Source organism: Phyllobacterium sophorae, assembly GCF_003010965.1.
Classification (GTDB): Bacteria; Pseudomonadota; Alphaproteobacteria; order Rhizobiales; family Rhizobiaceae; genus Phyllobacterium; species Phyllobacterium sophorae.
On record NZ_PGGM01000027.1, the window covers coordinates 1 to 21,921 of the forward strand.

Here is a 21,921-nt window from a genome sequence, read left to right on the forward strand (position 1 = left end):
CGCAGCGGAGGCGGCGAACAGGGTTCTCCTTGCGATTGAGCAATCGCGCGACGCGATGGAACGTGCGGAGGCCGGCGACCGCAGTCCGGACAAAATGGCGGCGCTTAGACAGGAGCTCGACTCGCGGCTCATTCAGGCTGCCGAGCTCGGCGCCAACGGCAACGGGCTCATCGGCGAAGTTGCCGAAGTTGACGAGGAACTGAACACCGTATTGCAGGCGGTGGAACGTCAGCGGCATAAGGCCAATCGCGAAAGTGCGTCAGCCAGTTCCGAGCGATCCGAGGCGGCTCGCGATTCGGAGCGCAGCGCTCCGGACGGGGGTTCGGCATCTCAAAGACGCAGTACAGAGCGACAGCCGACTGAACGACAGGATGCTGCCGCACACCGCGAAATCGGCGACAGCACACGTGGCGACCCCATCAAGCAGCATGTTCCCCGTCTGGAGGAACTGCAGCGGGAAGCTGATGAACAAAGAGCACACGATCGCGATGATCGCGACCGATAATCGGAGAGCAATGCCATGCGAGACGAGAGACGTATCATCATCGTAGAGGAGAACAGCAAGAGCAGCGAGGGATGGGCGAAGGTGTCCAGCACTGTGTTCGTCGTTGTCATGCGATCGCATTGATCGACCGTGGGCTGACAATGGCCATGGGCGACAGTCGTTGGCTGGTTCAACCAAGGCCTTTCGGGGAGCGGCTAGCATTGTGACGACATCAGGAGCCGTGCTTTTGGGCCGCGTCTCACCTTTCGATAAGCCCGATCCTGAAGCTCACGCAAGACCTACCTCAACCGGATCGGGAACCGTCTCCTTTAGTACCTCGGCGATACTTAGTCTGCCCCGAGCCGAAAGTCCCGACCCATTCGCCATCTTTGCTTGAACTACGCGTTGGAGCTGCTCTGCGGTCGGCCGGAGGCGGCTCTCTAGTTGCGCGAGGCGATTATCCGCTATTTCCGTCCCAACGGGTCGGATGGCTTGGCGGGTTATCGGCAAACTTCTTGCAATCAACTGCGGGGCACGGTGGTCGCTGAAGCAGGTCAAGGACCCGTCGCCCCCATCTGCATTCAGCAAGCCGTATTTATCCTCGAGCGCGGGCACTGGGAGGCGGACGACGAAATCCGCTTCCGGAACATTGGGCTGGTATTTGACGGACTGATCAGCGGCCGTCTTCAATCGGCCGTGCGCATGATATCTGAGCTTGTTGGCGAATATTGGCCGTTCTCCCTCTACGAGCAGAATCACGCGGTCGTCCGGCATCTGCCGGATCTCCTGAGGCATCATCAGATCGCGTTCGCGAATTTGCTCAACTTTTGTCCGGCGCGGCAGACCCATCAGTTCCAAAGTGCGCGACTCAGACTTGTACCGAATGGTCTTCTTTCCGAGCGCGCGAGACGCATACTCAGCTGTCGCCTGGTCATTGGCGCCAAGAATAAGCTGAAGACCGCAATTCCCGAGGAGGGAATGCCGGGAGGTTTCTCCGTAGATTTCGTCGAGATTCTTCAGGTCCTGGATGATGAAGGCCATCTTGATGTTGTAACCCGCAACATATGGCAGCTTATTCATGATCTCATCCATCCGCTTGAGCTGCCGAAATTCATCGAGCAGGAAGTAGACCGGTAAGGCCGTCGGATCGAAGTCGCGGGTCAGAAGATCCATACTTTGTTGCACGAACAGGGTCAGGAGGGGCCTCAGGATCGTGATGTCGCTGATATTGGGTGCGAGGTAAATGGAAACCTGTCGCCGGCGCATGGATGCAAGATCAATATCGGTCACGTTGGTTGCGGCAATGACTCGCTCATTGCGAAAGGGCTGCATCGCCTTCTGGATATCCAGGAGCGCCGATCGCGCGGCCCTCTCATTCAACGAAATATAGGCGTTGAAACTGTCGGTCGTAAATCTCGAGAGGTCTGGCTCGTTCTCTTTGATCAGCTTCATCAGCGCCTGCAAGTCGACCCCCGAGTTGAATATGGAATTGACCTCGCCAAGATTGCGCCGGTTTTTGTAACGTGTGCTTTCCAGAACGTAGCTGATAACGCCAGCAATGACCTGCTGAGCCGTGCCCTGCCAGACAGCGTTCTCGGATCCGATCGTCTCGGGAATAAGGAGGCTAGCCATATTCTGGATATCGATCGTTCGGCTTCCACGATCCTGTCGAACAAAATCCAACGGGTTCCATCGATGGGTTTTCTGCGCCCCCGGCGAAAACAGGAAAATCTGATGTCCGTTGGCTTTCCGATAGCCTGCAGTGTGCTGGAAGATCTCGCCTTTAAGGTCGGTAACGATCATCGAGCCTGGAAACATCAACGCGTTCGGGATAACATACCCCACCCCTTTTCCCGACCGGGTGGGACCGACGATGAGATGATGACGGTCATCCTGCCGTCGCAGAATGTGGTGGCCCATCCGGCCAAATATATGGCCGTCTTTGCGAAACCATTTGCCGCGGCGGATCGAGGCAATGTCCTGAAACGCCGCGTCACCGAGCGGACTGGAGGGCCGCCGCAGACCAAAAACCCCAGCAGCCGTTGCAATCGCCAACGCTGGCACCAGGGCGCTAAGCGCTGCGACCTGCAACGGGCGACTATTCGAATAGAGAAGAAACTGCTGGAACGGGACGAAGGGGTTCGCCGTTACCGTCAATTGAAGTACGCGGCCGTCTTTGTATAGAAACTGGAGGATCAGGGCATAGCTGATCATCCACACCGCTATGGCGATCAGTCCACAAAACAGCAAATAGACTGCAAGATATGCTTTGCTCATACGACTTGCCTGGCAAAGTAAATCTCAGAGACTCCGCGGCGCCCTCCCTCCCGCCGCAGCTGGATGACCACCGGGATGACCATCTGAATGTAGGACATCAGGTCTTGCTTTGAATAACCCGAAGACATTCCTGCTTGCTGCATCATCATCGCCAGCTGTTCGTAGGCACCGAGCGGTGTGTCGGCGTGGACGGTCGACATGCTGCCTGGGTGACCGGTATTGATCGCGCGCAGGAAGGCAAATGCCTCGGCCCCCCTTATTTCACCGACGAATAGTCGGTCGGGCCGCATGCGCAGCGACGCCTCTAGCAATGACTGGATGGTCACCTGCGCGGTTCCCTGATGACCGCGCGATGCGAGAAGGTGAACGACATTCTTTTGTGGTGGGAACAGTTCGCGCGTATCTTCTAACGTCAAAATACGCTCGTGTAGGTCGATGGTTTTCAGGCAAGCGTTCAGAAAGGTGGTCTTGCCGGTCGATGTGCCGCCGCTGATCAAAACCGAAATGCGCTGCCGTATTGCAGTATGAATGAAGTCGTAGATGCGCTCGCTCCGCAGCTGCTCGATCAGTGTTCGGTCCACTTCGCTGGGGCCGCCGACGGCAACGGACACCTTTTCCAGCGATCCGTTGTCGCGGTATCCTTCGAGCGTGAAGTTGCTCGATATCTGTTTCCGGATGGAAATGGCGCCGCCGTCAACAGCCGCAGGCGGAAGAACGATTTGAACCCGCTCGCCCGTTGGCAGTGCTGCGCTCAGGATTGGATTGATACGGCTGATGAACTGGTGCGTTGCGCCGGCGACGCGCTCACCAATATTTTCTATCTCAGACGCGTTAAGCGCCGGAACATGGTGATATTCCATCGTCTCTGCCCCGAGACGTTCTATATAGACTTCGCCAGGTCGATTGACCGAGATCTCAACGATACCGGGATCGTCAAGAAATGCCCGTAACGGATCGAGGGCCCGATCGAGGAAATAGTAAGGGCTGTTCTCAACGGCGGTGATTTTGGCCAAGACCTCGCTCATGCTTGATCTCCTCGAGCGCTTCCTCGACCGGGTCCGGATACATCGCGGAGAAATCGAGGTCTTGGCGGACATAGACGAAGATGCGTTCGCCCTGCTGAACGCTGATCGTCGGTGGAATTTTAAGGTGTTCTCCAAGCGCCTGGTTGGCCATGTCGGAGAATGTCTGTACGATCGTTGCGCGGGCAAGCTCCGCAGCCCGATCAGAATCGGACTCCCCGGCACTGCTGCTGCTGGACTGACCGCTGCCGTAGCCTGCGAGGTAGCTTGACCCGGCGCCAACGATCGACAGCAGGATGGCCGATCCGAAGCGCTCCCGCCATTTGTTGTCGATGATACCGGTAAGACCGGATCTTCCCAAGGCGTCACTGCCGATGCTGTTCAGCCTGACGGATACGCCATCATCGCGCAGTAGCCGCGTCCAGATGACGAAAATGCGCTTTTGGCCGCGGGTAATGTCGGACTGATATTCCCCGATAAGGCGAGTCCCGGTCGGAATCAATATTCGGCGACCGTCGAAGGAATAGACGTCCTGTGAGGTGATGGCGCGGATTTGACCCGGCAGATCGCTGTTGATCGCTGTCTCCAGAATGCCCGGGATTAATGTTCCCTCGGGTATCATCGCATCGACACGGTCAATTTGCCGGGCTCTGGCCGACCGGTCGCCGATCGCAGAGGCGGACGCCAGGAACCGGCTGTTGCGGTCTTCTCCGGCGACCGTCGGTGCTCCTTCCTGGCCTGCAGAGAGGGTACCTTGGCCACTATTCGCGCCGGCAGAGTCAAATACGACCTGTTTGGACAAGAAGCGTTTCGGGAACTCTTCCATCTTCTCTGGTTGGCTGGGTATTTCCCCTTCTACCTCGGCGACTCCGGGGGGAGGGGGAACATCAAATTGTGTCGCCTGGGAGGGTTCCTCCTTCTTTTCTTCAGGGGGAGGGTCGGGCAGTTTGATGACCGGCTCCGGGTCGTCGTGCGGCTGATCCTGATCATCGCGCAGAAAAGACGGTGGTCGAAAGGTTGTCGTGGTGAACTCTTCATCCCTCTCTTCCTTGTCCGGCAGACGTTTATCCGGCGCAAGGACCACGACATAGGCGAGCGCCGCTCCGCCGACAACAAGGGCAGCGCCTGCGAGAAACTGCTTGCGCCGCGCACGCCTGTCGCTCACCGCCGCTTCATCGGCGGAGAGCAATGCTTCGAGTTCGGGAGAGCGCTGCATCAGTTTCCACTCCTTCGGCGTAGTGTTGCATCCTCATCCGGGCTGGGGGCCATGATATCGGGGGCGGGAGCACCGAAATCCGGCTTTCTTAAGTTGAAGATGCAGGTCCACTCATCGCCGTCGCGCAGTGTGTATTGGGTTGCTGTCCCATCGACGACGATGTATTCCCCCTCGCGCCGGAAGTTCCGCAAGGTCTCCGTGAAATCGGCATTGACAGCGAAGATTGCCGGTACACGGGCACCGAATTTGAGAAAGGTCTTTTTACCGTCGTCAAACACCATCAAGGGCCTCAGCTTTTCCTCGCCGGAAAAAGAGTAGTCGATGTTGACGTCGGCTTTGTCCACGCCCGCTATATTCGGGTTGGCGGCACGAGATTCGGCCTCCTTGCGCAAAGAGGCATTGAGATCCTTCTCCGGGTAAACGAAGCGGATTCCGAAGACCTTTTTGCCATCCTCGGGCGCGAAATCATTCAGCTCGAGATAGTAGATCCGCTTGGTGGTCACCACATTCATGTTGGTGCTGACCTTCCTGGCCTTTGGTTTGACGAAAAGGATATTTCCCTTGTCAGTCGGCACCACATCCCAACTCTCGCTATCGCCGAGGGCAACAGTCTCGAACTTCTCGTCTTCATCAAAGATGATCATTGTGGAAATGCCGTAGGTGGCAAAGACGCGCACAACGTTGTTGGGCTGGTAAACAACACTAGTAACCCGCGGGTCAAGGCGCCCCGATGACGGGGTTTGCGCGCAGTGGGCGGCAGGAATAAAGGCCGCGACTATCATCATAGCAAGGGGGGTGCGCCGGATCATCCGCTGTTTCCCTCGGTCACTGTTTCCTGATCCCGGCGATAGTCATAAACTTGGAAGCCGAGGGGGTTTTCGAAACGCCATTCGTTGGTGGCAGGCGTGTCGGTATAGCGATAACGAACGACAGCAATCCAGTGTCGCGGGATGGATTCTGTTTCCGATTGTTCGACCGTGGCAAAGCGCACGATGCCCGTGCTGGCGTTTGGAAACGTGACCGACGCAATCTGCGTGGTGATGCGCTTGTGGCGTCCGTATAATCTGGCGGGGTTCTGAGGATTGACGGCGCTATAAAGGTCCTGCAGTTCACGCGCCGCGTTGCCGGTTGAAAGCAGGGCGGCAATCCCGAAATTTTGCTCGATAGCATAGGGATCATAGCCCTCACGCGAACGGATATAGCGTACGATATTGGCTTGGGTGACGGCCTGCTGCTCGGTCAGGTTCGCTGGCCGTGTCAGGCCCGTTTTGACCTCGATGTAGCCGGTATTCTTGTCGACCTCGACGATGTATGGCTCGAAACTCTTCAGCGGCACGAGCATGGCAAGGGTAACCAGACTGACGAAGGTAGTCGCGCCGAAAATCATCGTCACTAACCATGCAAGCGCCCGCGAGCGTTTTGCTTTTCTAACAATCTCCTGTTCCCAAATGTCTCCGCTTTGATAATAGGTCCGTAATCGCTCGTCACTCGTGTCTGCCATTATCGTCACGCCTCCAATATGTTGGCGCCGGTCAAGTCGGCGTGCTGTTCTGGATGATCTTTGTTTGCAAGGCAGCTCTGGCGCCGGAATTGTCGTTATCGCCACCGCCACGGTATCTATTGCGCAAGGAACTGCCCGCACGGTAGGCGGTCCGTCCTGTGGACATTGTTCCGCCTGCCGTTCCTAGGCCGAGTTTGCGTGTGAATGTCGTGGCAGAATGTCCCACTACTGCACTGAGGCCTCCAGCAATGCCCTGGCCGATCGACTGGATGTAGAGCATGACGAACGCGCCTGCGACGCAGAGCAGGAGAAATCCGGCTATGTCGGCGAGCGTTAACATTCGGGCACCGCTTGCAGCATCAATCTTGGAAAGCTCAGGATCCATGGCGGCAATCAGAAACGATGCGACGACGTAGATGAACAACGGGATGAGCGCGTAGGTCAAAACCTGGTTGAACCAACCTACGCCATAGCCGCGCGTGCGCTCGAACAGCATGCAGGCAATGAAAATCGGCGCGGTACCGGTCAACACCCATAGCATGACCTTCGCCAAAATGAGAATGGCCAGGGCAACAGCGATGAAGATCCCGGCGCCAACCATGATCACAACGCCGATCATGCTGGGTAGAACGGAAAAATACCCCGATTGCTCAGCAAAAACGGATGCGGCCTGGTTCGAAGTCCTCCAAATTTGCGACAATCCGTTGGTCGGTTCTGTGATGCCGGTGCCGGATGCCGCCAGGATCGCCCGCCCGATATCCTCAGGCGTATCATTGATCCAGTGGTAAAATAGATTGTTGAAATTTGCCCACGAGCTCACCAACGCCAAAATGATCATCATGCGGACAATACGGCCGATGATTTCGGATACACCAATGCGTGCGGTGCCGAGGAACAGCTGCAAGCCGTAATAAGCAACATAAGCCACGAGCATGACCTGCAGGAGCGGCATGATTTCCTGGCCGACGACGGTGTAGGCCTTTTCCGAAAATGTCGTTCCGGAATCCTCAACGCGCTGCAGCAGATCGCCGAGAAAATCCTCCATTCCTGCTCCTCATTTTACCCCGATGGTTGCATATGTTCCTGCCGGACTATTGATGGCCTGCATGGGGCCGCAGTCCTGGCGGGGATCCTCCCCATAGGAGCTGAGCTCGGCCGGACGCTTACATGGGGCAGTCTTCTCCTTGATGCTGCCGCATCCCGATAGCGCTGTCACCGCAAGGATGATGCCCAGGCAGGCAAGTCCCAGTATGCGGTCACTTTCCATAAGTCAGCGCTTTTTTGCTGTTGGAAATATCGGTCAGGCGGCGCTGATTCTCGGCCTGCAGCGAAGTCACGGCACCGTTCATCACGCCGATCACCTCGTTCAACGTCAGGCCGGATTGGACCTGCAATTGTGTATTCTGATCGATGGATCCTTTGATATCTTCTGCCTTACCGATCTGCTGCCCGGCTGCCTCGAAGGCCCTGCGTCTCGTTTCCGTTGCCTTCTGCGCGCCATTGATCAACGCCGAAATCCCTAGAACCGTATTGACCAGTTGCTCATAGGATTTGTCACCGGAGAAATTGCTGTTTTCCCTGCCCGAGAGCGACCTAACCAATTGCAACCCGTTGATGAACGCAGTGGCAGCCTTGGAAACATCACCGCCCATACCGCCGAAGTCGGCAACGCCCCCCTTGATCAGGCTGTTGGGCGGCGGCAAGGAGGAGACACTCAACCCTTGGCCGATCGCCAGATTTTGCAACGGCCTGGCGCTGGCGCTGCGATCGCCTGTGACGGCCTTAAGTGTATCCTCGACGGTACTCAGAATATTCTTATTGGTGTCGAGGATACGCCCGGCGGTTTCTGCGGTCTCTTTGGCGACCTCGTAGTTCCTTTTGTCGATTACCGGCACATCGGCGTGGGCAACGCCAAGTGGAAGAACGGCAAGCGCGGCGATTATCGTAGAAATTTTCATGATCGACTCCTATTGAGGTTGCAACATCAGTCGGACGTTAGCGTCGTGTTGACGTTTTGCGACGCAAGCCTTCTGTTTCGAATCCCACACGAGATTTTGCCTGGGATCACAAATGCCAGTGGCATTGGGGGTTCGATCATCGCTCTTGCCGCTTTGCGTCGACCGCGATGAACTGGAAAGGCTGGACGTTAGAACCGCATTGCGGGAGCTGATCAGCTCAGCCATGGCAGTACCAATCCTGATAACGTTGTTCACCATCTCCAGGTTGGCATTGCGTGCAGTGGAATTGTGGTCCCAGCTTTCCTGTATTGTCCTGCTCTGCAGCCCCGCCCCTTGCTGATACCAGCTACGGACATTGGTCAGACTTTCCGATGAGGCGGTGGTCGTGCCCATCGCATTCAGGGTGCTGTCCCGCAGGCTGGCATATGCCATAGCGCTGCCGCCATAGTTCAAGGGAATGCCGGATTTGTCGGAGCCTCCGAAGGCCGGTAACCAGTCCTGGATAATGCTGCGAACGTAATTTTGCGTTTCCTTGAAGGGCGGAATTCCGCCGTATCTGTTAACGTTACCGGGCCCGGCATTATAGGCGGCGAGCGCCAAAGCGACGTTGTCGTTGTAAAGTCGGAGCTGCTGCCTGTAATACCGCGCGCCGCCTCGGAGATTCTCCTCGATGTTGTTTTCATCGACACCGAGCTGATCCGCCGTGCCGGGCATCAGCTGTGCAAGGCCTATCGCACCGGCGCTGGAGATGGCGCAGGGATTGAACCGGCTCTCCTGATAGATGAGCGCGAGGAATTCATTTTCATCGACACCCTCTGCGCGGGCAACACGGCGAACCAGTCCCGAGATCTCGGAATTTTGCTCAGCCGAGCCCACCGGATCGTTGCGGCGCGAGGGCCGGTACAACGAGCACGTCACCGAAGCGTTGATCGTATGGCGCTCCTTGTCCGTTTTTTCGATGCCGCGTGTTGTTTCACCGCGTGCCGTATCCTTCTTTAGAATGGCACGGTCGATGACCGGAACATCGGCCCTGGCGACACCCATCATTTCGAACATGGCAACGACGACGAGGCGAGCGGACAATAGTTTCATGGCCAAGCCTCCCAGCCGCAGAATTTCGCGAGCCAGGCCGAAGGATCGTCACCGAACTCGTTGCGCAACCGGGCGCATTCCTCGATGGTTTCCTTACGGCCCGACAGCACCTTGATGATGTCTGGCATTGTGCTGAGGTCGAGTCTGGCAATAACGCTGTCGGTGCCGTGTTTGATCAGGAAGGTGCGCTTTTCGGGAGGCGTCGTCCGGATGAAGGTGAACTCTTTGACTGTAAGACCGAAGCGCTTGATGTAACTCTCCTCGTCCGCGCGAGGGTTGGGAAAGTGAATATTGGTCGCCGACTGCTCGATCAGAGTATGCGCGGCGGGTGCACGCGCGATGTCGGCCGCTGACTGCGTTCCGAAACCCACGATCCCGTTCAATTTGCGGATCGTCTTCATTTTATCGACAATAAAGGCACTGAAGATTTCGTCTTTCAGCAGCCGCCAGCCTTCATCCATGAAGACCATCACCGGAGTGCCGTCAAGGAGCTCGTCAAGGCGATGAAAGATGTACATCAGGGCCGGCGTTCTCAGCTCGTCGCTGTCAAGGATGTTCGTCATGTCGAATCCGAAGACGCGGTTGTCTGACAGTGTAAGAACATCGTGCAGTGCGTTGAAAAGCCAGGATTTCTCGCCATCTATCCACGGCCGCAGCCGCGCGCTCAAATCGTTGGGACCGGCACGGGATCGGCCGATCAGAAGACCAGAGTAATTCGAAAGGTTGCGCAGTGCCGCCGGCTCCTGCATCAACCGCAGCAGGGCGCGTTCGAGAATATCTTCCTCTTCCTGAGTGAATTTGTAACCGTCCCCGCGTTGAAGCATGGCTTTCAGCAAGCGCAGCAGAAACTCCCGGTTCGGACCCGTATTCTCAAGCTGGAGGGGATTGAATCCGGTGGATGTGCCTGGTGTCAGAACTTCATAGGCGCCATTCATGGCGCGTACAAAGATCTCTGCACCACGGTCCTTGTCAAAAAAGACGGCCCTAGGCGTGGGCTGGACCCGGAATGTTTGCGCAAGCAGGAATGTGAGGGCGATGGTCTTGCCGGAGCCCGTTGGCCCGGTGACCAGGAAATGCCCAATGTCCCGCCGATGGAAATTGAACCAGTATGGCGTCTGGCTGGTCGTTTCCAATATTGTCACCGGCGTTCCCCAATGGGGGCCTTCAGTCTGGCCGCCCGCAAAATTATGCATCGACGAGAGTCCGGCGTAGTTGGAGCTGGAGAGCAAAGCCCTGCGGGCGATATAGGCATGATTGCCGGGAAGCTGCGCCCAGAACCCGGCCTCAAGATTGAGATCCTCACGCAACCAATTGACGTTCATATCTGTGAGACAGGCACCGAGATCGGAGACGGCTTTGTTGACGCCTTCTAAATCACGCGACAGGCAAAGCAATGTCATGTGGTGAAGGCCGAACACCGCTTCCTGGTTCATCAGGCTATTCAACGCTAAATCGATATCGGTCTCGACGTCGCTGCCGGCCTCGTCCGACGCTGCAATCTGACGCTTCAGACGCGAGATGCGCTCCTGCGCGATCGGTTTGTCAGAGATGGTAAAGGACTGCGTCAAAATGAATTCGTGGTTGACCTGCAACAACCCGTCGAGCATGCCTGGGCCTGTGAAGGGCGGGTACTCCTTGACCGACAGTATCGCACCAAAGCGGTCGTCGGCTTGTGTTGGCCCCTGTGACTGCACGGTGCGCCTGGAAAAATGCAGGCGAGAACTGCCGACATAATTGGCAATGCTCATCCGCGGCAGACGCATCTTTCGCGGAATCCCGCAACTCACCAGACTATGGAAGAATTCGCAGGGCTCGGAATAAGGCTCACCATTGCGATAGAAAATGCTGAGGGTGCGCGCTCCGTACTTCTGCAGATCGCGGCAGATATTGCCGACAACTTCTTCGAGTTCATCGACGGACTCCCGCAGCTGCTCATCGAGTGCCGCACGTGAATTCGCCCGTTCGATCAGCCGACGGGCTTTGTGGCCGACAGCCAGAGGACCGTGCATTCCGGAGCGCAAAACCGTCAGATAGAGTTCGTTGGTGAACATCCGTTTGTCGCTGAGATGCGCCATGTAGCGCGTGTTCAGCAGATCGCAGAAGGGGTCATCGAAACGCCCCTCGAGTTTGCCGTCGACCTGGCGTCGGATCACGGTCGACCAGAGAGAGAATCGGCTCGATCCGAGTGCACGGATCATCGTGTTGTGCACAACAGATCTCATATTAAGTTCCGCCTGATCCTCAGTCTGAAAGAAAAGACCATTGAGCCGTATGACTGATAGCAAGGCTCCACTCTCAAGCTTGACGACCGCGTCGGACACATGGCGCAAATAGGGGATGTGTTTGGCCATTGGCTTTTCGCGGCCGGCCGCGTTTCCAAATCCAAGTTCTTCGCGAATGAGTCTCAGCATAACTGTCACGGTTCGTAAGAGTTGGCGCCCCAGAAGTATTTGTTGGGCGTCTTTGGCGTCATGCGTGCCACAACCTGCAACACGTCGAGGATCCGGCTGTCCCATGTGCAAAGCGTGAAGAGGGACAGATAGGCCGCCGGAGCGGTTAGCAGCGCCCATACCGTTGCCGTGGCAAGCCATGCAATGATCGTTGCGCCGATGACAATAACGATAGCCATGTAAGGGACCCCCCACAGGGTCGGCGATCGGGTGAGACCGATAATCAGGGGCGTCAGGATCGGCGCGTCATCTTCGAACTCAGCCATACGTCAGTTCCCGACTGTCGACATCAACTCATCGACAATTGCCGGCGCACCGAAGACCAAGCCGATACCAAGAACGACGGCACCCGCTGTGAACCAGCTCAACCGACCGGCAAATGCAAGAAAGCCGAGACCGATGACGGCAATGATGGCGACCAGGCGCCCGAACGGACCGGTGATAAAATCCACAACCGCCTGGACTACCGTCTGGAGCGGCGCGAACGCCTGGCTGGTTGCCTGTGCGATGGCGATATCGCTGGCGAGAAGTTGCGACACGATAAGTGAAACCAGACTCACCGCAATCCTTGTGGTCCATTCTTGCTGGTCGGAAAAGATGATTTTCATTCACGTCTCCTTCACATTAAAAATGCATGACCCCTTTGACGAACCGACTGCCATGGCCGCGCAAGGCACTGCTTGCTTGCGCGCCGGAACCGGCTCTGTCCTTCATCGCCCTTGCTGCGCGGGGCGAAAGCTCACCGTGTTCAAGTTCGAGCCCCAGCTGGTGATTGATGACGGTTGCGACGTAGCGAATGGTTTCGCCAAAGGGCGGAATCCCGCCATTGTCGTACACGGCCCGCCTTCCGGCGTTGTAAGCTGCAGCCGCAAGCAACGGGTTTCGGAATTCATCGAGCAGCGCTTTCAGATGACGAACGCCGCCGTCGATATTGGATTTCGGATCACATGGCTCCTGCACACCCAAAGCTGTTGCAGTGGGAGGCATAAGCTGCATGGGGCCGCGTGCACCTTTAGGACTGTTGCGGACCTGATCGAACCGGCTTTCCGCCCAGGCAATGGCTTTGGCAAATCTGGGGTCGATTGCGTACACCGCTGCCGTCGCGCTCACCAAAGCTTCGATTTCTGCGGGGCTGAAAGGTGAGGGGCCGCATTCCGGTATCATCGATCTTGTGCGTGAATATAATATGTTCATATTTCCTGTCGATGCTGGCGCAACAGATTTCACCGCGGTCGTCATTAAGTCGTGCGGCATGCTGGCCTCTACGTAACCGTTTGTGATCATAATGCCGCCGCCATAGGAACTTGCGATCTGGCCTGATGGTCGCAACCCAAACTCGCTGCGAGAAATCGCGGCCTTTGTCGAATTTACAGTCTGAGTACCTGGTGCGGAGACTAATTCAGCAGGTGTTAATCTAGTAGGATCAATAGCATAAGCCTCTGCTGCGCAGCAGACTGTTAAAAAACTGATACCCGCGAAAGCGGCGGCCTCCTTCAAACTCATGATTACCTCGCGTTTGCTTTCCGGTTCGGATCGCGTTGAATTTTGCAGTTGAGCTATCGACAGAAACTTACATTCGTGCTCTAGTGCGTTACCATTCGTGTTCATAACTACACGCAAAAATTCGAATAGAAAAGTGCAAATTAACCTGGGAGACCAGAAAAATGCGAATACGAGCGGTAACGGGCTATGTGATAGGGTCTACGGCTTTTTTGGCGGTTTGCGTGCTTGCAGGTCAAACGTGGGCAGGCGGTACGATCGACTCCGCCTACGTCAAATCCCTGGCGGCGCCGGGAAACACGGTGGCTGTGGTCGAGTATTACGATCCCGCCGGGAAGGTGCTCGACCGCAAAGGATTTGCCTCACCTGTTGGTTTCCGCGCTGTGTCACCGGTCGATATCGAAATAAACCCGAAGATCAGTCTTCATCTTTTTGGGCTGGAAACCTGTAACGGTGAGATGGTCAACCGGAAAGAAGGCTTTGCCGGCACATGCGCCGACTTTGCCCGGCAACAGATCGAGATCATGTTGAAGGGAGCAAAAGTCCTATTTTGCCGCGCCTTCCTGACGGAGCGTGAGGCTCCCCGACAAGATGTGACCTGTTTCGGATACTATTTCTATCCGGGGTCGCTCGACACGGTCGATAATCTCGAAGAACAGCTCGTTTCGCTGGGTGCGCTCCGCCTAGCCAAAAATCCGGATGGCACCCTGATGCGGCCCGACCTTGCGGAGGCGGAAAAAATTGGTCGCCGCGGCTTTGGCATGTGGGGGGACCCCAGGGTGCGGGACAAATGATATATTCATTGATCGCAGCCGCGCATTCAGCCCCTGCCGGCTATTTCGAGATCGGTTCGGGGGCCGTCCTGGAGACCGGCGATACCCTGATGATAGGCGGCATACGGATCTGCCTCTATGGTCCGCAGTCGTGTTTAAAGGGAACGTCAGGAACAAAGAGCGATCATGGCGAGGCGTTCTTCGCGGTCCTGGTGGCTTTATCAGGGACACAGCGCCAGTCTGAGCGCGTTGCCCAACAACACAACCAAACATTCGTCGTTTGCTTCGCGACGGTCGGCGGTCACGGATTGGATCTGGCAGTGATGCTCATTGCCAAAGGCAACGGTTTCGCCAGCCTGCGGCCGGATGGTTTTCCGGTGCACGCGCCTTACGCTGTCGCCGAGCAGGGCGCCGATGGCGGCGGCAAGGGGTTTTGGCAGATCAAGGACGTCCGATGCCCGGCAAGGAGTGTCCCATGAGCCGGCGCCTCGCACTGGTTTTATCTGTTTTGATCTGTGGATCGGACCGCGGCGTAGCAGCTGACTTACCCACTGGCTCAGCCCAGAGCCGAAAGGTCAGCCTGAGCAATATCACTGGCCGCGTGGCGGTCGTAGACGGACGAACACTATGGTTCGCCGGCCGGCGTATTCTCGTAACGTTGAATGGGATCGACAGTTGCGATCTACCGCAATGGGCATTTGATCCGGGGCCGAACGACAATAGCAGCTTTCTTCGCCCGATACCCTGCGGTGCTCTCGCCAAAGCTTGGCTAAAGCGGAGCATCGGTCACCGTGCGGTTACCTGCCAATTAATGACCAGTCCGGGCTCCATTGCCGCGAGCGGAATTTGTCAAGCCGGTAATATGGATCTCGCCCATGAGATGCTGCGGGTTGGTTTGGCGCGATTGACCACAGCTTTTCGATCCAACCCACGTTATATCGCAACGCAGCGGCGTGCGGTCGGCGCGCGTTATGGGATCTGGGCAAGCTCTGTCCTCGACATGGCGGAGTGGCGCCAAAAGGCGGTGGACAAGACGCTAGGTCGCAAGCCATTGGCCGACATCAATCTGCTTGCCGAGCGCCAAAACGAGATCACGCCTCCGTTCGCCGATGCGCACCATTACCCAACCCGCCGTGACCGCTAGGCTTTCAACACCATGTTCAAGGGGGTCATTGTCCGTGAAGTTTATCCTTACATCGATGCTCTCCATCCCATTTGCGTTTTATTTTGCCTCGCCCTCACAAGCGAGCGATTGGGGTTGCGAGGTACTCTTGTGTGCTGCGTCTTCCAACCCGTCCTGGCACGATGTCGCCAGCTGCCGCCCACCCATGGAGAAACTGATCACAGCGATGAAGAAGCCCGGGTTTTCGTGGCCGATCTGCCAGGGAGCTGGTACCGGAAAGCCGGGATATGAACGATACATGGAGTGCCCGGCGGGATGGATGCCGACCGCGAGTGGCGGTGTCCGCGACCATCAGGCCTCCGGGGAAAAGTCTAGGTGCATGCGCCGCGTAACGACTTGCCGCTCAAGAGTTCATTCGTCGCGAGATGCTTCCGGCGATGGTGTCACGCGGATGTTCTCAGATGGTCCTTCCTGCGCCCTCACAGAATTCATGCAGAGGCCTTTACGACCCGACCCGTACTATTTCGATATGAAGGAGGAGGTCTCTGGTCAACTCACCCGGTTCTGGTTCAACTTGCGCAAATGACCGATGATTGCGCTCGCTAGAGGTTTCGGCGGCCTTGATCGATAGAGCCAAATTCCACGAAGTGCATGGCCTTTTGGCGCCGTCGTGATGTATGACATCAGCGCAACCTTTTGGACTTGGGAAATGAGTAAGGATTTGAAAAACCACATCGCGGAATTGGAACTGGTGGAAACCACTGATCCCGACAATGAAAAACCAGTCTACAGGAGACCTGGTTTCGACGGTATAGCAACGTTCGGAGAATTGGATAACAAACTTGGTGAAGCACTGCGGCGCTGTCGTCAAGAAGAAGGCCTCAGCAGGGCGGAGACAGCGAGGCTTGTTGGTCTAAGCGAGCAGGTATACGGACGCTATGAACGAAACTCATCTAAAATGACGGTCAGCCGACTGATCCACCTGAGCGAAGTCCTCGGGGCATCCCCGCTTTCCATGCTGTTTAGCACTGCTCCTCATTTGTGGGGCAAGACAGAAGTGGAAGCCGAAAGCAGGTTCCGAATAATGAAATTGTTGGAGGATCTTCCTCCCGAGACTATGGCTTCCGTCACAACCTTGCTAGAGACCGTCGCTGTTCTTCAGGCAAAGGCGAACAAGATTTAGGAGGCACTCTCGGCGCTGCGCTAAAGAAACAGTTCCACCGATCTCATGACTTGCGTGATTGTTCCTTCATCCATGGAGGTGCGAGTCTTTGCCAGCATCAAACTCAGATATATCAATTTGGATTGGGCCCCCAAGTTTGTAGAGGGACGAACGTCAATCAGATGCTTGCGGAGGAATTGTTCTTCAAGAATTTTTATCGCAAGAACCCGTCGAACCTCGCCCGTTTCGGGCATTTTCGTCTGAAGCGCTTCCATAGATGTCATCAGACGAGCATGCCGCTCCAAAAGTGTCCAAAGCTCCTGGTCCAAGCACTCTTCTAATATTCTTGCCGATGCGTTTCGCGATGTCGATGGCATGCCTGTGACCCCATGCAAGCGTGTAACTGCAACTGATCAGATTGAGACGGGTTAAATACAACGGAGCGGATCATAGACCTCTCACCCACCTCGCCAGGTCGGTGTAAGGCTCTGGCTCATAGACGTACTCAAACGGTATCGCAGGATGGACCATCAACGAGAGATAGCGCCAAAGATTTTCGCGACTGTTACTTGCCGCAAGACCATAGAAGTTTCCGCTGTTCCAAGTAACGACGCAGTGTTTAAATTGTGCATAAACTGCGCGCGCCATCTCTGCCAAGGTTACTTGGCCGTCGTGCATTGTTGTGAGCACGAGTTTCGTTTTCCTCGCAATCTCCTCGGTACCGAAGTAATGCGTCTTGAAGCCGAAGTCCTTTTGAGATTCACGTCCTTGGTATTCTCCGGCATCAACGGCCCGGAACTTCTCCAGCAGCAAGAGGATCCCGTCAGCCTTGAGATGTTGAGCGACAAATTCGATTTGCTTTGGTCGATTGGGTGAGTACATCTGAAACGTGGTGTCTTCCAAGATGAAGTCGAACCCGTCAGAAAACGGTTCGAGCTTCTTGTCGGAACGGAGGTGTTCTTTGGTCAAGCGATGGAAGGGACCGAGGAAAAAGCTGGCGTGGGCCGGTTCACCGAACGCCATGAAGCACTTGTAATTCTCCGCGTTCGGACTGCAAGACAACGATCGAATACTCCCCCGGCTCAGTTCGGATAAACTACGCGCCATCGTGCCTTCCGCAGTGCCAAGACTGTAGAGCAACACGTCATTCGTGTTCAATTGGCTGTATCGCAGGAGCGCATGCGCCATGCGGCATTCCTCCTCCAGGCGATACGGAATACTGCTATGATAGTGTTGGTCGAAGAAGCCCTGGCGGCGTGAATGAAGTTCGACGAAACGATGAAGAAGTGCGTCATAGGGGAAAAGCCGTGTATCGACGGCGGGTCTGCGAATGGGCATTCCAGCCTTGCCGGCTGCGGTCTCGGCAAAGAAGCCGGCCAGTTGGTTCAAACGCGGGCCGCGGTCGCACTCGGCGATAAAGTCCGTGAAAGCTTGCATCGTGGTACACCTACGTGATTGCATTCCAAGGTACGACGCTGCCGGGCTGTCAGATGGTATTCCGCAGTGATTATGCAGGCCCTGCTGCCATCTGCCGCCCGCGCACCGTCCCATAGGTGGTAGACCGCGGTCCGATAGCGCGCTTTCACCGGCATGCCGTTTTTTCACGAAAGTGCCATCATCGCCAACCGTGGGTTGATCGCGGATTGTTCGATAACCCAAGATGAATCTATAACCCGTTTTGATTAGTTAATTGGAGGGATCGCGTCTTTTGACGGATACATCTGAATTTGAACCCGACGAGGTCCGCCGCTCGGTTCATCAAACACTGGTCCATAACTATGTCGACTGGGGAATGGTGCGGGCGCACATCGTTAAAAGAACGGGGTTAGCACGTCAGGAGACGCGCATTGCTCGTGCCCAGCATTCGTTTCTGATAAACCTCAAGGGTGGGGCACGGTGTGGTGAGGATTTCGTCGAAGGGCGTTCGGTTGGCTTCACCCCCCGCCGTCCGGGCTCTGTCGTTTTTGTACCTGCTCACCGTGAATGGAGTGGATGGGACGAGGGAGACGCCATCGGTTCGTATCTATTCGTATCCGTCAATCCCACGTTCATTGAGCAATCCCTCGGTTCCTGGCACCTGGCGGGCTTGAAGCCGGCCATCGGGTTTCGAGACAACATCATCGAAGATTCGCTTCAAAGGATCGCGACCGAGCTCAACAACCCCGATCCAATCAGTGCTGCCATGGCTGAAAGCCAGGCCGTCCAGCTGTTCGTACAGTTACTCAGACTTAATGGAGTTGGTCTGGAGCCAGCCAAGGGTGGACTCTCACCGCTCAATCTCAAGCGTATAAACGCCATCATCGAGAGCCGACCGGCGAACCCGCCGAGCCTGGAGGAACTTGTCCGAGAGATTGGCGTAAGTCGACGTCACTTCTTTCGCGCGTTCAAGCAGTCTACGGGCAAAACACCTCATTCATATGTTGCAGAACATCGGTTGAAACGCGCAGTCGACCTCCTTCGTGCTACCGATCTTTCGGCGACCGACATTGCACTGGAATGTGGGTTTTCGAGTTCAAGCCACTTTACCGTTGCCTTCAAACAAGCCTTTCGCACCGGCCCGTCGGAGTTCCGCCGCAGGTGGCGTAGTTGATGCCCATGGCGGGGATATTTTGGCACGATTTCGAAAGTCCGGCACGATTCCGAAAGCGTAACGGTCGGAAATTTCCAATGACACTTGCAAAGCCATTTCCGAAAGCTGCCAATGCCTCGATCCTGTTCCGGCGCAGATTATGGATCGCATTCGTTCAACTGGTACCTCGCGAGCACGTTTGCTTCGGCCGTAGGGCGGAACGCCTACCACTTTGCCTGCGCCTGGATCCTCGTTGTTTCGGGACACGGCGTATCAGCTGTAGCAGTGTTTTTCACATCCCTGAGCATGGCAGAACTGATCGCGAGCCCACTCGCAGGATGGATGTCTGATCACTGCGATCGGCGTCTTCTCTGTTTGATAGCCGATTTCGTCCGATTCTTAACCGCGTTGGCTCTGGGGGCCATCATGATTGGGTCGGATCTGCATTGGGCGATCTGGTTGTCGACAATTCCCTTTGCGGCGTGCGACCGGATTGCGCTTACGGCGTCTCAGTCCATGATACCATCCGTTGGTGCTGGTCTTCCGCTCTCGACAGCAAATTGCATCGTGTGCTTCTTGACGCAATCAGGAAGTCTGGTGGCGGCAGCGCTTGCTGGTGTCTTGCTGCACGTCTCCGCCCCGACGTTTACACTCGCAGCAATAGCCTCGGCTTTTGCGATATCCGTATGCTGCATGTGCCTCGTCCGGCGAGAACCACTGTCTGCCCAGGATACAGGAGATACAACCAAATCGGAACTGCGTGTCGACAACCATTTGCTCCGACTTGGCGCCGTTTATGCACTTCTGTACGTCGGCGGCATGTTGGTAAGCGTTATTGGACCGAGCTTTGTGTTTGAAGAACTTGGGGGCAGCGCTATAGATTTTGGTCAGCTTGAAAGCGCCTGGTCCGCTGGATCCATCCTGGGCGCCATCCTTCTTATGCCGCTAGTCCGGGTCATAGACATTCCGATATTGCAACTGATCATACTCGCCCTTACCGCTTTCTCTTTTGCAGTGTTGAAAATGCTGGATTTGCCGTGGGCTCTACTCGCGTTCGCTACGTTAGGCACACTTTTTAATCTGGGCAGGGTTGCCGTTGAGGTCACTCTTCAGTCGAGCATTCCACGAGCGACCTTGGGCCGGGCAAAAGGCGCTCTGCATTGCACCGGAGTTTTTCTCGGATTGATCCTTTTTGCAATTGGTGCGGCGTTTTCCGACCAGGTAAGACCCTCTACAATTTTTCTGGTATTTGCTGGGATCCTCGCTCTGAGCCTAGTCGTTCTGATCGTTTTTCGGGTTGATTGGTACCAAAAGGGCTGAACGGCGATGGACCTTGCGCCACCGTCGCAGAAAGCACCGGATTTTCGGCGATTGCCGATGGCCCCGATTATTCCCTTGCGAGCAAGCTCGACACTACTATCGTCGAGCGCGGGGAAGGTCGTAGCAACAGTATCTCAACTTCCTTGGTTGTTCCGTTTCAAAAGCAGATTTGCTAAGGCGAGGAAAAAATGCGTTGGGTTCGCGAGAAGATTCTTCCGGGGCCTCCTCAGCCATATGATGACCGCAGTCGAGAGGTCGTACTGCGACATTGGTTGACCAGGACCGCTAGATAACGAGAACATTTCCGTGCATTTCTTCTAAGTCGTCGCGAGCCCGACCACAGCACGAGCAGAGGGATCCAAGCTTCCTGCCTGCGGCTTGATCTTCCTCATCATGCGACGATAGATACCAACCCCTGCGCGGCGATCCTCGACCATGCCGTGGACCGTTTCAGGACCATGGATTGCCGCACGAAAATCGGCATACGGTGTCAACTTTGCGCAAGTTTCGATGTGCGCGGTCGAACCGTTATGCACAAAGCATCCTTTCGCCTTGTCGTCCGTTGAGAACTCTGTTTGCCAATTAGCTCGTCTCGCGGCGCACTATGTCTCAGCGATCAGATTAGCCGGGGAGATTTCTAGGGCTTTTGCAAGATAGTATAAGTTATCAAGACTGACGTTGCGAACGCCGCGTTCGATCGCCGAGACGTTCGTGCGATGCATTTCAGTACGGAAGGCCAACTCATCCTGACTTATACCCAAAACCTTACGCTGCGCCCTTATATTGTGCGCTAACGTTTTTCGTAGAGGTGATGGGCGGTCTCGTTTCACGATATCGAATTTGTCGAATTTAACTCTTTATGGCGACAGAGTTTATGGCTACATTGCGTTTTACTGAGGCCGCGGTGGCACTGACGGCAGACCAACCAGCAGGTGCGTTTGGTGATCAAATTCAGTCGATTGTTGCTTGTTGTTTGGTGTCTGTCGCGGGGGCGTGCCGCGACATACTCACTTAACGGGGAGTGACAGATGCGTCACCGACAAGTCCCGCGGACCGAATGGCAACCCCGCCCGCTACACCTGCAAGCGGGTGCGGGCGAGTGGCCCCATGCTGCTGACCTTTATGTCGGGCGTCAGGTTGCCGCCGTCCGCCTTCAATCCGACGTAACGCAGGCCGAGCTGGCCCGCGCTGTCGGGATAAGCCCCCAGCAATTGCAAAAATATGAGAACGGCAAAAACCGCATCAGTGCATCCATGCTCTTTGAAATCGCGACATGCCTCGGCGTGCCCGTCGGCCGCTTGTTCCAAGGTCTGCCGGGAAATGCGACGCAGAAGGGCGAGGTAGCGTCTCTCCCCGTCGACGAGCGGATCACATTCCTGGCAAGCAGTGAGGGGCGCCGGCTGATTGAAGGGGTGATGCGGCTGCATCCTCGCACGCGCCGCCGCGTATCCGCCCTCATCGCGGCTTTGGGCGA

At 56.1% G+C, this 21,921-nt stretch carries 24 protein-coding genes and 1 pseudogene; 8 read left to right on the forward strand and 17 right to left on the reverse strand.

Annotated features, from left to right (window positions below; genetic code table 11):
- A pseudogene (locus tag CU103_RS31705) lies at positions 1-505 on the forward strand (hypothetical protein); the annotation flags it as partial.
- Positions 506-772: 267 nt separating this feature from the next.
- Here the strand turns inward: CU103_RS31705 and CU103_RS30305 are convergent.
- Genes CU103_RS30305 through CU103_RS30365 form a run of 13 tightly spaced genes read right to left on the reverse strand, consistent with a single transcriptional unit; the run spans position 773 to position 13,608 of the window.
- Positions 773-2,761, reverse strand: coding sequence for a type IV secretory system conjugative DNA transfer family protein (locus CU103_RS30305; RefSeq protein ID WP_106667740.1), 1,989 nt, complete (start codon positions 2,759-2,761; stop codon positions 773-775).
- Positions 2,758-3,786, reverse strand: a complete 1,029-nt coding sequence (gene virB11 / locus CU103_RS30310; RefSeq protein WP_106667741.1) for a P-type DNA transfer ATPase VirB11 — start codon at positions 3,784-3,786, stop codon at positions 2,758-2,760. The genes CU103_RS30305 and virB11 overlap by 4 nt, the downstream gene beginning before the upstream one ends.
- Positions 3,752-4,999 (reverse strand): type IV secretion system protein VirB10, encoded by a 1,248-nt coding sequence (virB10, locus tag CU103_RS30315; protein ID WP_106667742.1) that lies wholly within the window; start codon positions 4,997-4,999, stop codon positions 3,752-3,754. The genes virB11 and virB10 overlap by 35 nt, the downstream gene beginning before the upstream one ends.
- Positions 4,999-5,808 carry a TrbG/VirB9 family P-type conjugative transfer protein gene (locus CU103_RS30320; protein WP_106667743.1) on the reverse strand — a complete coding sequence of 270 codons (810 nt, stop codon included), beginning with the start codon at positions 5,806-5,808 and terminating at the stop codon, positions 4,999-5,001. The genes virB10 and CU103_RS30320 overlap by 1 nt, the downstream gene beginning before the upstream one ends.
- Positions 5,805-6,500 (reverse strand): VirB8 family type IV secretion system protein, encoded by a 696-nt coding sequence (locus tag CU103_RS30325; RefSeq protein WP_106667744.1) that lies wholly within the window; start codon positions 6,498-6,500, stop codon positions 5,805-5,807. Before CU103_RS30325 ends, CU103_RS30320 begins: the two co-directional genes overlap by 4 nt.
- A 31-nt stretch (positions 6,501-6,531) precedes the next feature.
- The gene (locus CU103_RS30330; protein ID WP_106667745.1) at positions 6,532-7,545 is read right to left on the reverse strand and encodes a TrbL/VirB6 family protein; all 1,014 of its coding nucleotides are present in this window, start codon (positions 7,543-7,545) and stop codon (positions 6,532-6,534) included.
- 9 nt (positions 7,546-7,554) lie between these two features.
- Complete coding sequence (locus CU103_RS32380; RefSeq protein WP_106667746.1) at positions 7,555-7,767, reverse strand: hypothetical protein; 213 nt, start codon at positions 7,765-7,767, stop codon at positions 7,555-7,557.
- Positions 7,757-8,458 carry a type IV secretion system protein gene (locus CU103_RS30340; protein ID WP_106667747.1) on the reverse strand — a complete coding sequence of 234 codons (702 nt, stop codon included), beginning with the start codon at positions 8,456-8,458 and terminating at the stop codon, positions 7,757-7,759. Before CU103_RS30340 ends, CU103_RS32380 begins: the two co-directional genes overlap by 11 nt.
- Before the next feature lie 9 nt (positions 8,459-8,467).
- The gene (locus CU103_RS30345; protein ID WP_106667748.1) at positions 8,468-9,550 is read right to left on the reverse strand and encodes a lytic transglycosylase domain-containing protein; all 1,083 of its coding nucleotides are present in this window, start codon (positions 9,548-9,550) and stop codon (positions 8,468-8,470) included.
- The gene (locus tag CU103_RS30350) at positions 9,547-11,961 is read right to left on the reverse strand and encodes a VirB4 family type IV secretion/conjugal transfer ATPase (protein ID WP_106667749.1); all 2,415 of its coding nucleotides are present in this window, start codon (positions 11,959-11,961) and stop codon (positions 9,547-9,549) included. The genes CU103_RS30345 and CU103_RS30350 overlap by 4 nt, the downstream gene beginning before the upstream one ends.
- A gap of 5 nt (positions 11,962-11,966) precedes the next feature.
- A complete protein-coding gene (locus CU103_RS30355; RefSeq protein ID WP_106667750.1) occupies positions 11,967-12,266 on the reverse strand; it encodes a VirB3 family type IV secretion system protein in 300 nt (99 codons plus the stop codon).
- Positions 12,267-12,269: 3 nt separating this feature from the next.
- The gene (locus CU103_RS30360) at positions 12,270-12,608 is read right to left on the reverse strand and encodes a TrbC/VirB2 family type IV secretion system protein (protein WP_106667751.1); all 339 of its coding nucleotides are present in this window, start codon (positions 12,606-12,608) and stop codon (positions 12,270-12,272) included.
- A 16-nt stretch (positions 12,609-12,624) separates the two neighbouring features.
- Complete coding sequence (locus CU103_RS30365) at positions 12,625-13,608, reverse strand: lytic transglycosylase domain-containing protein (protein ID WP_106667752.1); 984 nt, start codon at positions 13,606-13,608, stop codon at positions 12,625-12,627.
- Positions 13,609-13,664: 56 nt separating this feature from the next.
- On the opposite strand from CU103_RS30365, the gene CU103_RS30370 reads away from it, so the two are divergent.
- The 3 genes from CU103_RS30370 to CU103_RS30380 are packed head-to-tail and all read left to right on the forward strand — an operon-like array spanning position 13,665 to position 15,417.
- Positions 13,665-14,294 (forward strand): hypothetical protein, encoded by a 630-nt coding sequence (locus tag CU103_RS30370; RefSeq protein WP_245449079.1) that lies wholly within the window; start codon positions 13,665-13,667, stop codon positions 14,292-14,294.
- Positions 14,291-14,752: a succinoglycan biosynthesis protein exoi gene (locus CU103_RS30375; RefSeq protein ID WP_106667753.1), complete on the forward strand. Its 462-nt coding sequence runs from the start codon at positions 14,291-14,293 to the stop codon at positions 14,750-14,752. Before CU103_RS30370 ends, CU103_RS30375 begins: the two co-directional genes overlap by 4 nt.
- Entirely contained in the window at positions 14,749-15,417 is a 669-nt protein-coding gene (locus tag CU103_RS30380) for a thermonuclease family protein (protein WP_106667754.1), read from the forward strand. Before CU103_RS30375 ends, CU103_RS30380 begins: the two co-directional genes overlap by 4 nt.
- A gap of 78 nt (positions 15,418-15,495) precedes the next feature.
- Here CU103_RS30380 and CU103_RS31245 read toward each other — a convergent pair whose 3' ends face one another.
- Positions 15,496-15,696 (reverse strand): hypothetical protein, encoded by a 201-nt coding sequence (locus CU103_RS31245; protein ID WP_146147906.1) that lies wholly within the window; start codon positions 15,694-15,696, stop codon positions 15,496-15,498.
- A 373-nt stretch (positions 15,697-16,069) separates the two neighbouring features.
- On the opposite strand from CU103_RS31245, the gene CU103_RS30385 reads away from it, so the two are divergent.
- Entirely contained in the window at positions 16,070-16,579 is a 510-nt protein-coding gene (locus CU103_RS30385; RefSeq protein WP_245449080.1) for a helix-turn-helix domain-containing protein, read from the forward strand.
- A gap of 20 nt (positions 16,580-16,599) precedes the next feature.
- On the opposite strand, the gene CU103_RS30390 is transcribed toward CU103_RS30385, so the two are convergent.
- Positions 16,600-16,887 (reverse strand): hypothetical protein, encoded by a 288-nt coding sequence (locus tag CU103_RS30390; protein ID WP_146147907.1) that lies wholly within the window; start codon positions 16,885-16,887, stop codon positions 16,600-16,602.
- Positions 16,888-17,005: 118 nt separating this feature from the next.
- The gene (locus CU103_RS30395; RefSeq protein ID WP_106667756.1) at positions 17,006-17,995 is read right to left on the reverse strand and encodes a class I SAM-dependent methyltransferase; all 990 of its coding nucleotides are present in this window, start codon (positions 17,993-17,995) and stop codon (positions 17,006-17,008) included.
- Positions 17,996-18,266: 271 nt separating this feature from the next.
- Here CU103_RS30395 and CU103_RS30400 point away from each other — a divergent pair, with 271 nt between their 5' ends.
- Both CU103_RS30400 and CU103_RS30405 read left to right on the forward strand, forming a co-directional pair.
- Positions 18,267-19,148 carry an AraC family transcriptional regulator gene (locus CU103_RS30400; protein ID WP_245449081.1) on the forward strand — a complete coding sequence of 294 codons (882 nt, stop codon included), beginning with the start codon at positions 18,267-18,269 and terminating at the stop codon, positions 19,146-19,148.
- 111 nt (positions 19,149-19,259) lie between these two features.
- The gene (locus CU103_RS30405) at positions 19,260-20,447 is read left to right on the forward strand and encodes an MFS transporter (protein WP_106667757.1); all 1,188 of its coding nucleotides are present in this window, start codon (positions 19,260-19,262) and stop codon (positions 20,445-20,447) included.
- A 602-nt stretch (positions 20,448-21,049) separates the two neighbouring features.
- Here CU103_RS30405 and CU103_RS30415 read toward each other — a convergent pair.
- On the reverse strand, positions 21,050-21,277 hold the full coding sequence (locus tag CU103_RS30415; protein ID WP_106667759.1) for a helix-turn-helix domain-containing protein: 228 nt from the start codon (positions 21,275-21,277) through the stop codon (positions 21,050-21,052).
- A gap of 198 nt (positions 21,278-21,475) precedes the next feature.
- Between CU103_RS30415 and CU103_RS30420 the strand changes: the two genes are divergently transcribed.
- On the forward strand, positions 21,476-21,921 hold a 446-nt coding region (locus tag CU103_RS30420), incomplete at its 3' end, for a helix-turn-helix domain-containing protein (RefSeq protein ID WP_106667763.1).

Bases quoted from the DNA above. Each gene is read 5' to 3' on its own strand.
- CU103_RS30305 (WP_106667740.1), bottom strand. From the start codon at position 2,761: ATGAGCAAAGCATATCTTGCAGTCTATTTGCTGTTTTGTGGACTGATC.
- virB11 (WP_106667741.1), bottom strand. From the start codon at position 3,786: ATGAGCGAGGTCTTGGCCAAAATCACCGCCGTTGAGAACAGCCCTTAC.
- virB10 (WP_106667742.1), bottom strand. From the start codon at position 4,999: ATGCAGCGCTCTCCCGAACTCGAAGCATTGCTCTCCGCCGATGAAGCG.
- CU103_RS30320 (WP_106667743.1), bottom strand. From the start codon at position 5,808: ATGATCCGGCGCACCCCCCTTGCTATGATGATAGTCGCGGCCTTTATT.
- CU103_RS30325 (WP_106667744.1), bottom strand. From the start codon at position 6,500: ATGGCAGACACGAGTGACGAGCGATTACGGACCTATTATCAAAGCGGA.
- CU103_RS30330 (WP_106667745.1), bottom strand. From the start codon at position 7,545: ATGGAGGATTTTCTCGGCGATCTGCTGCAGCGCGTTGAGGATTCCGGA.
- CU103_RS32380 (WP_106667746.1), bottom strand. From the start codon at position 7,767: ATGGAAAGTGACCGCATACTGGGACTTGCCTGCCTGGGCATCATCCTT.
- CU103_RS30340 (WP_106667747.1), bottom strand. From the start codon at position 8,458: ATGAAAATTTCTACGATAATCGCCGCGCTTGCCGTTCTTCCACTTGGC.
- CU103_RS30345 (WP_106667748.1), bottom strand. From the start codon at position 9,550: ATGAAACTATTGTCCGCTCGCCTCGTCGTCGTTGCCATGTTCGAAATG.
- CU103_RS30350 (WP_106667749.1), bottom strand. From the start codon at position 11,961: ATGCTGAGACTCATTCGCGAAGAACTTGGATTTGGAAACGCGGCCGGC.
- CU103_RS30355 (WP_106667750.1), bottom strand. From the start codon at position 12,266: ATGGCTGAGTTCGAAGATGACGCGCCGATCCTGACGCCCCTGATTATC.
- CU103_RS30360 (WP_106667751.1), bottom strand. From the start codon at position 12,608: ATGAAAATCATCTTTTCCGACCAGCAAGAATGGACCACAAGGATTGCG.
- CU103_RS30365 (WP_106667752.1), bottom strand. From the start codon at position 13,608: ATGAACACGAATGGTAACGCACTAGAGCACGAATGTAAGTTTCTGTCG.
- CU103_RS30370 (WP_245449079.1), top strand. From the start codon at position 13,665: ATGCGAATACGAGCGGTAACGGGCTATGTGATAGGGTCTACGGCTTTT.
- CU103_RS30375 (WP_106667753.1), top strand. From the start codon at position 14,291: ATGATATATTCATTGATCGCAGCCGCGCATTCAGCCCCTGCCGGCTAT.
- CU103_RS30380 (WP_106667754.1), top strand. From the start codon at position 14,749: ATGAGCCGGCGCCTCGCACTGGTTTTATCTGTTTTGATCTGTGGATCG.
- CU103_RS31245 (WP_146147906.1), bottom strand. From the start codon at position 15,696: ATGTATCGTTCATATCCCGGCTTTCCGGTACCAGCTCCCTGGCAGATC.
- CU103_RS30385 (WP_245449080.1), top strand. From the start codon at position 16,070: ATGTATGACATCAGCGCAACCTTTTGGACTTGGGAAATGAGTAAGGAT.
- CU103_RS30395 (WP_106667756.1), bottom strand. From the start codon at position 17,995: ATGCAAGCTTTCACGGACTTTATCGCCGAGTGCGACCGCGGCCCGCGT.
- CU103_RS30405 (WP_106667757.1), top strand. From the start codon at position 19,260: ATGCCTCGATCCTGTTCCGGCGCAGATTATGGATCGCATTCGTTCAAC.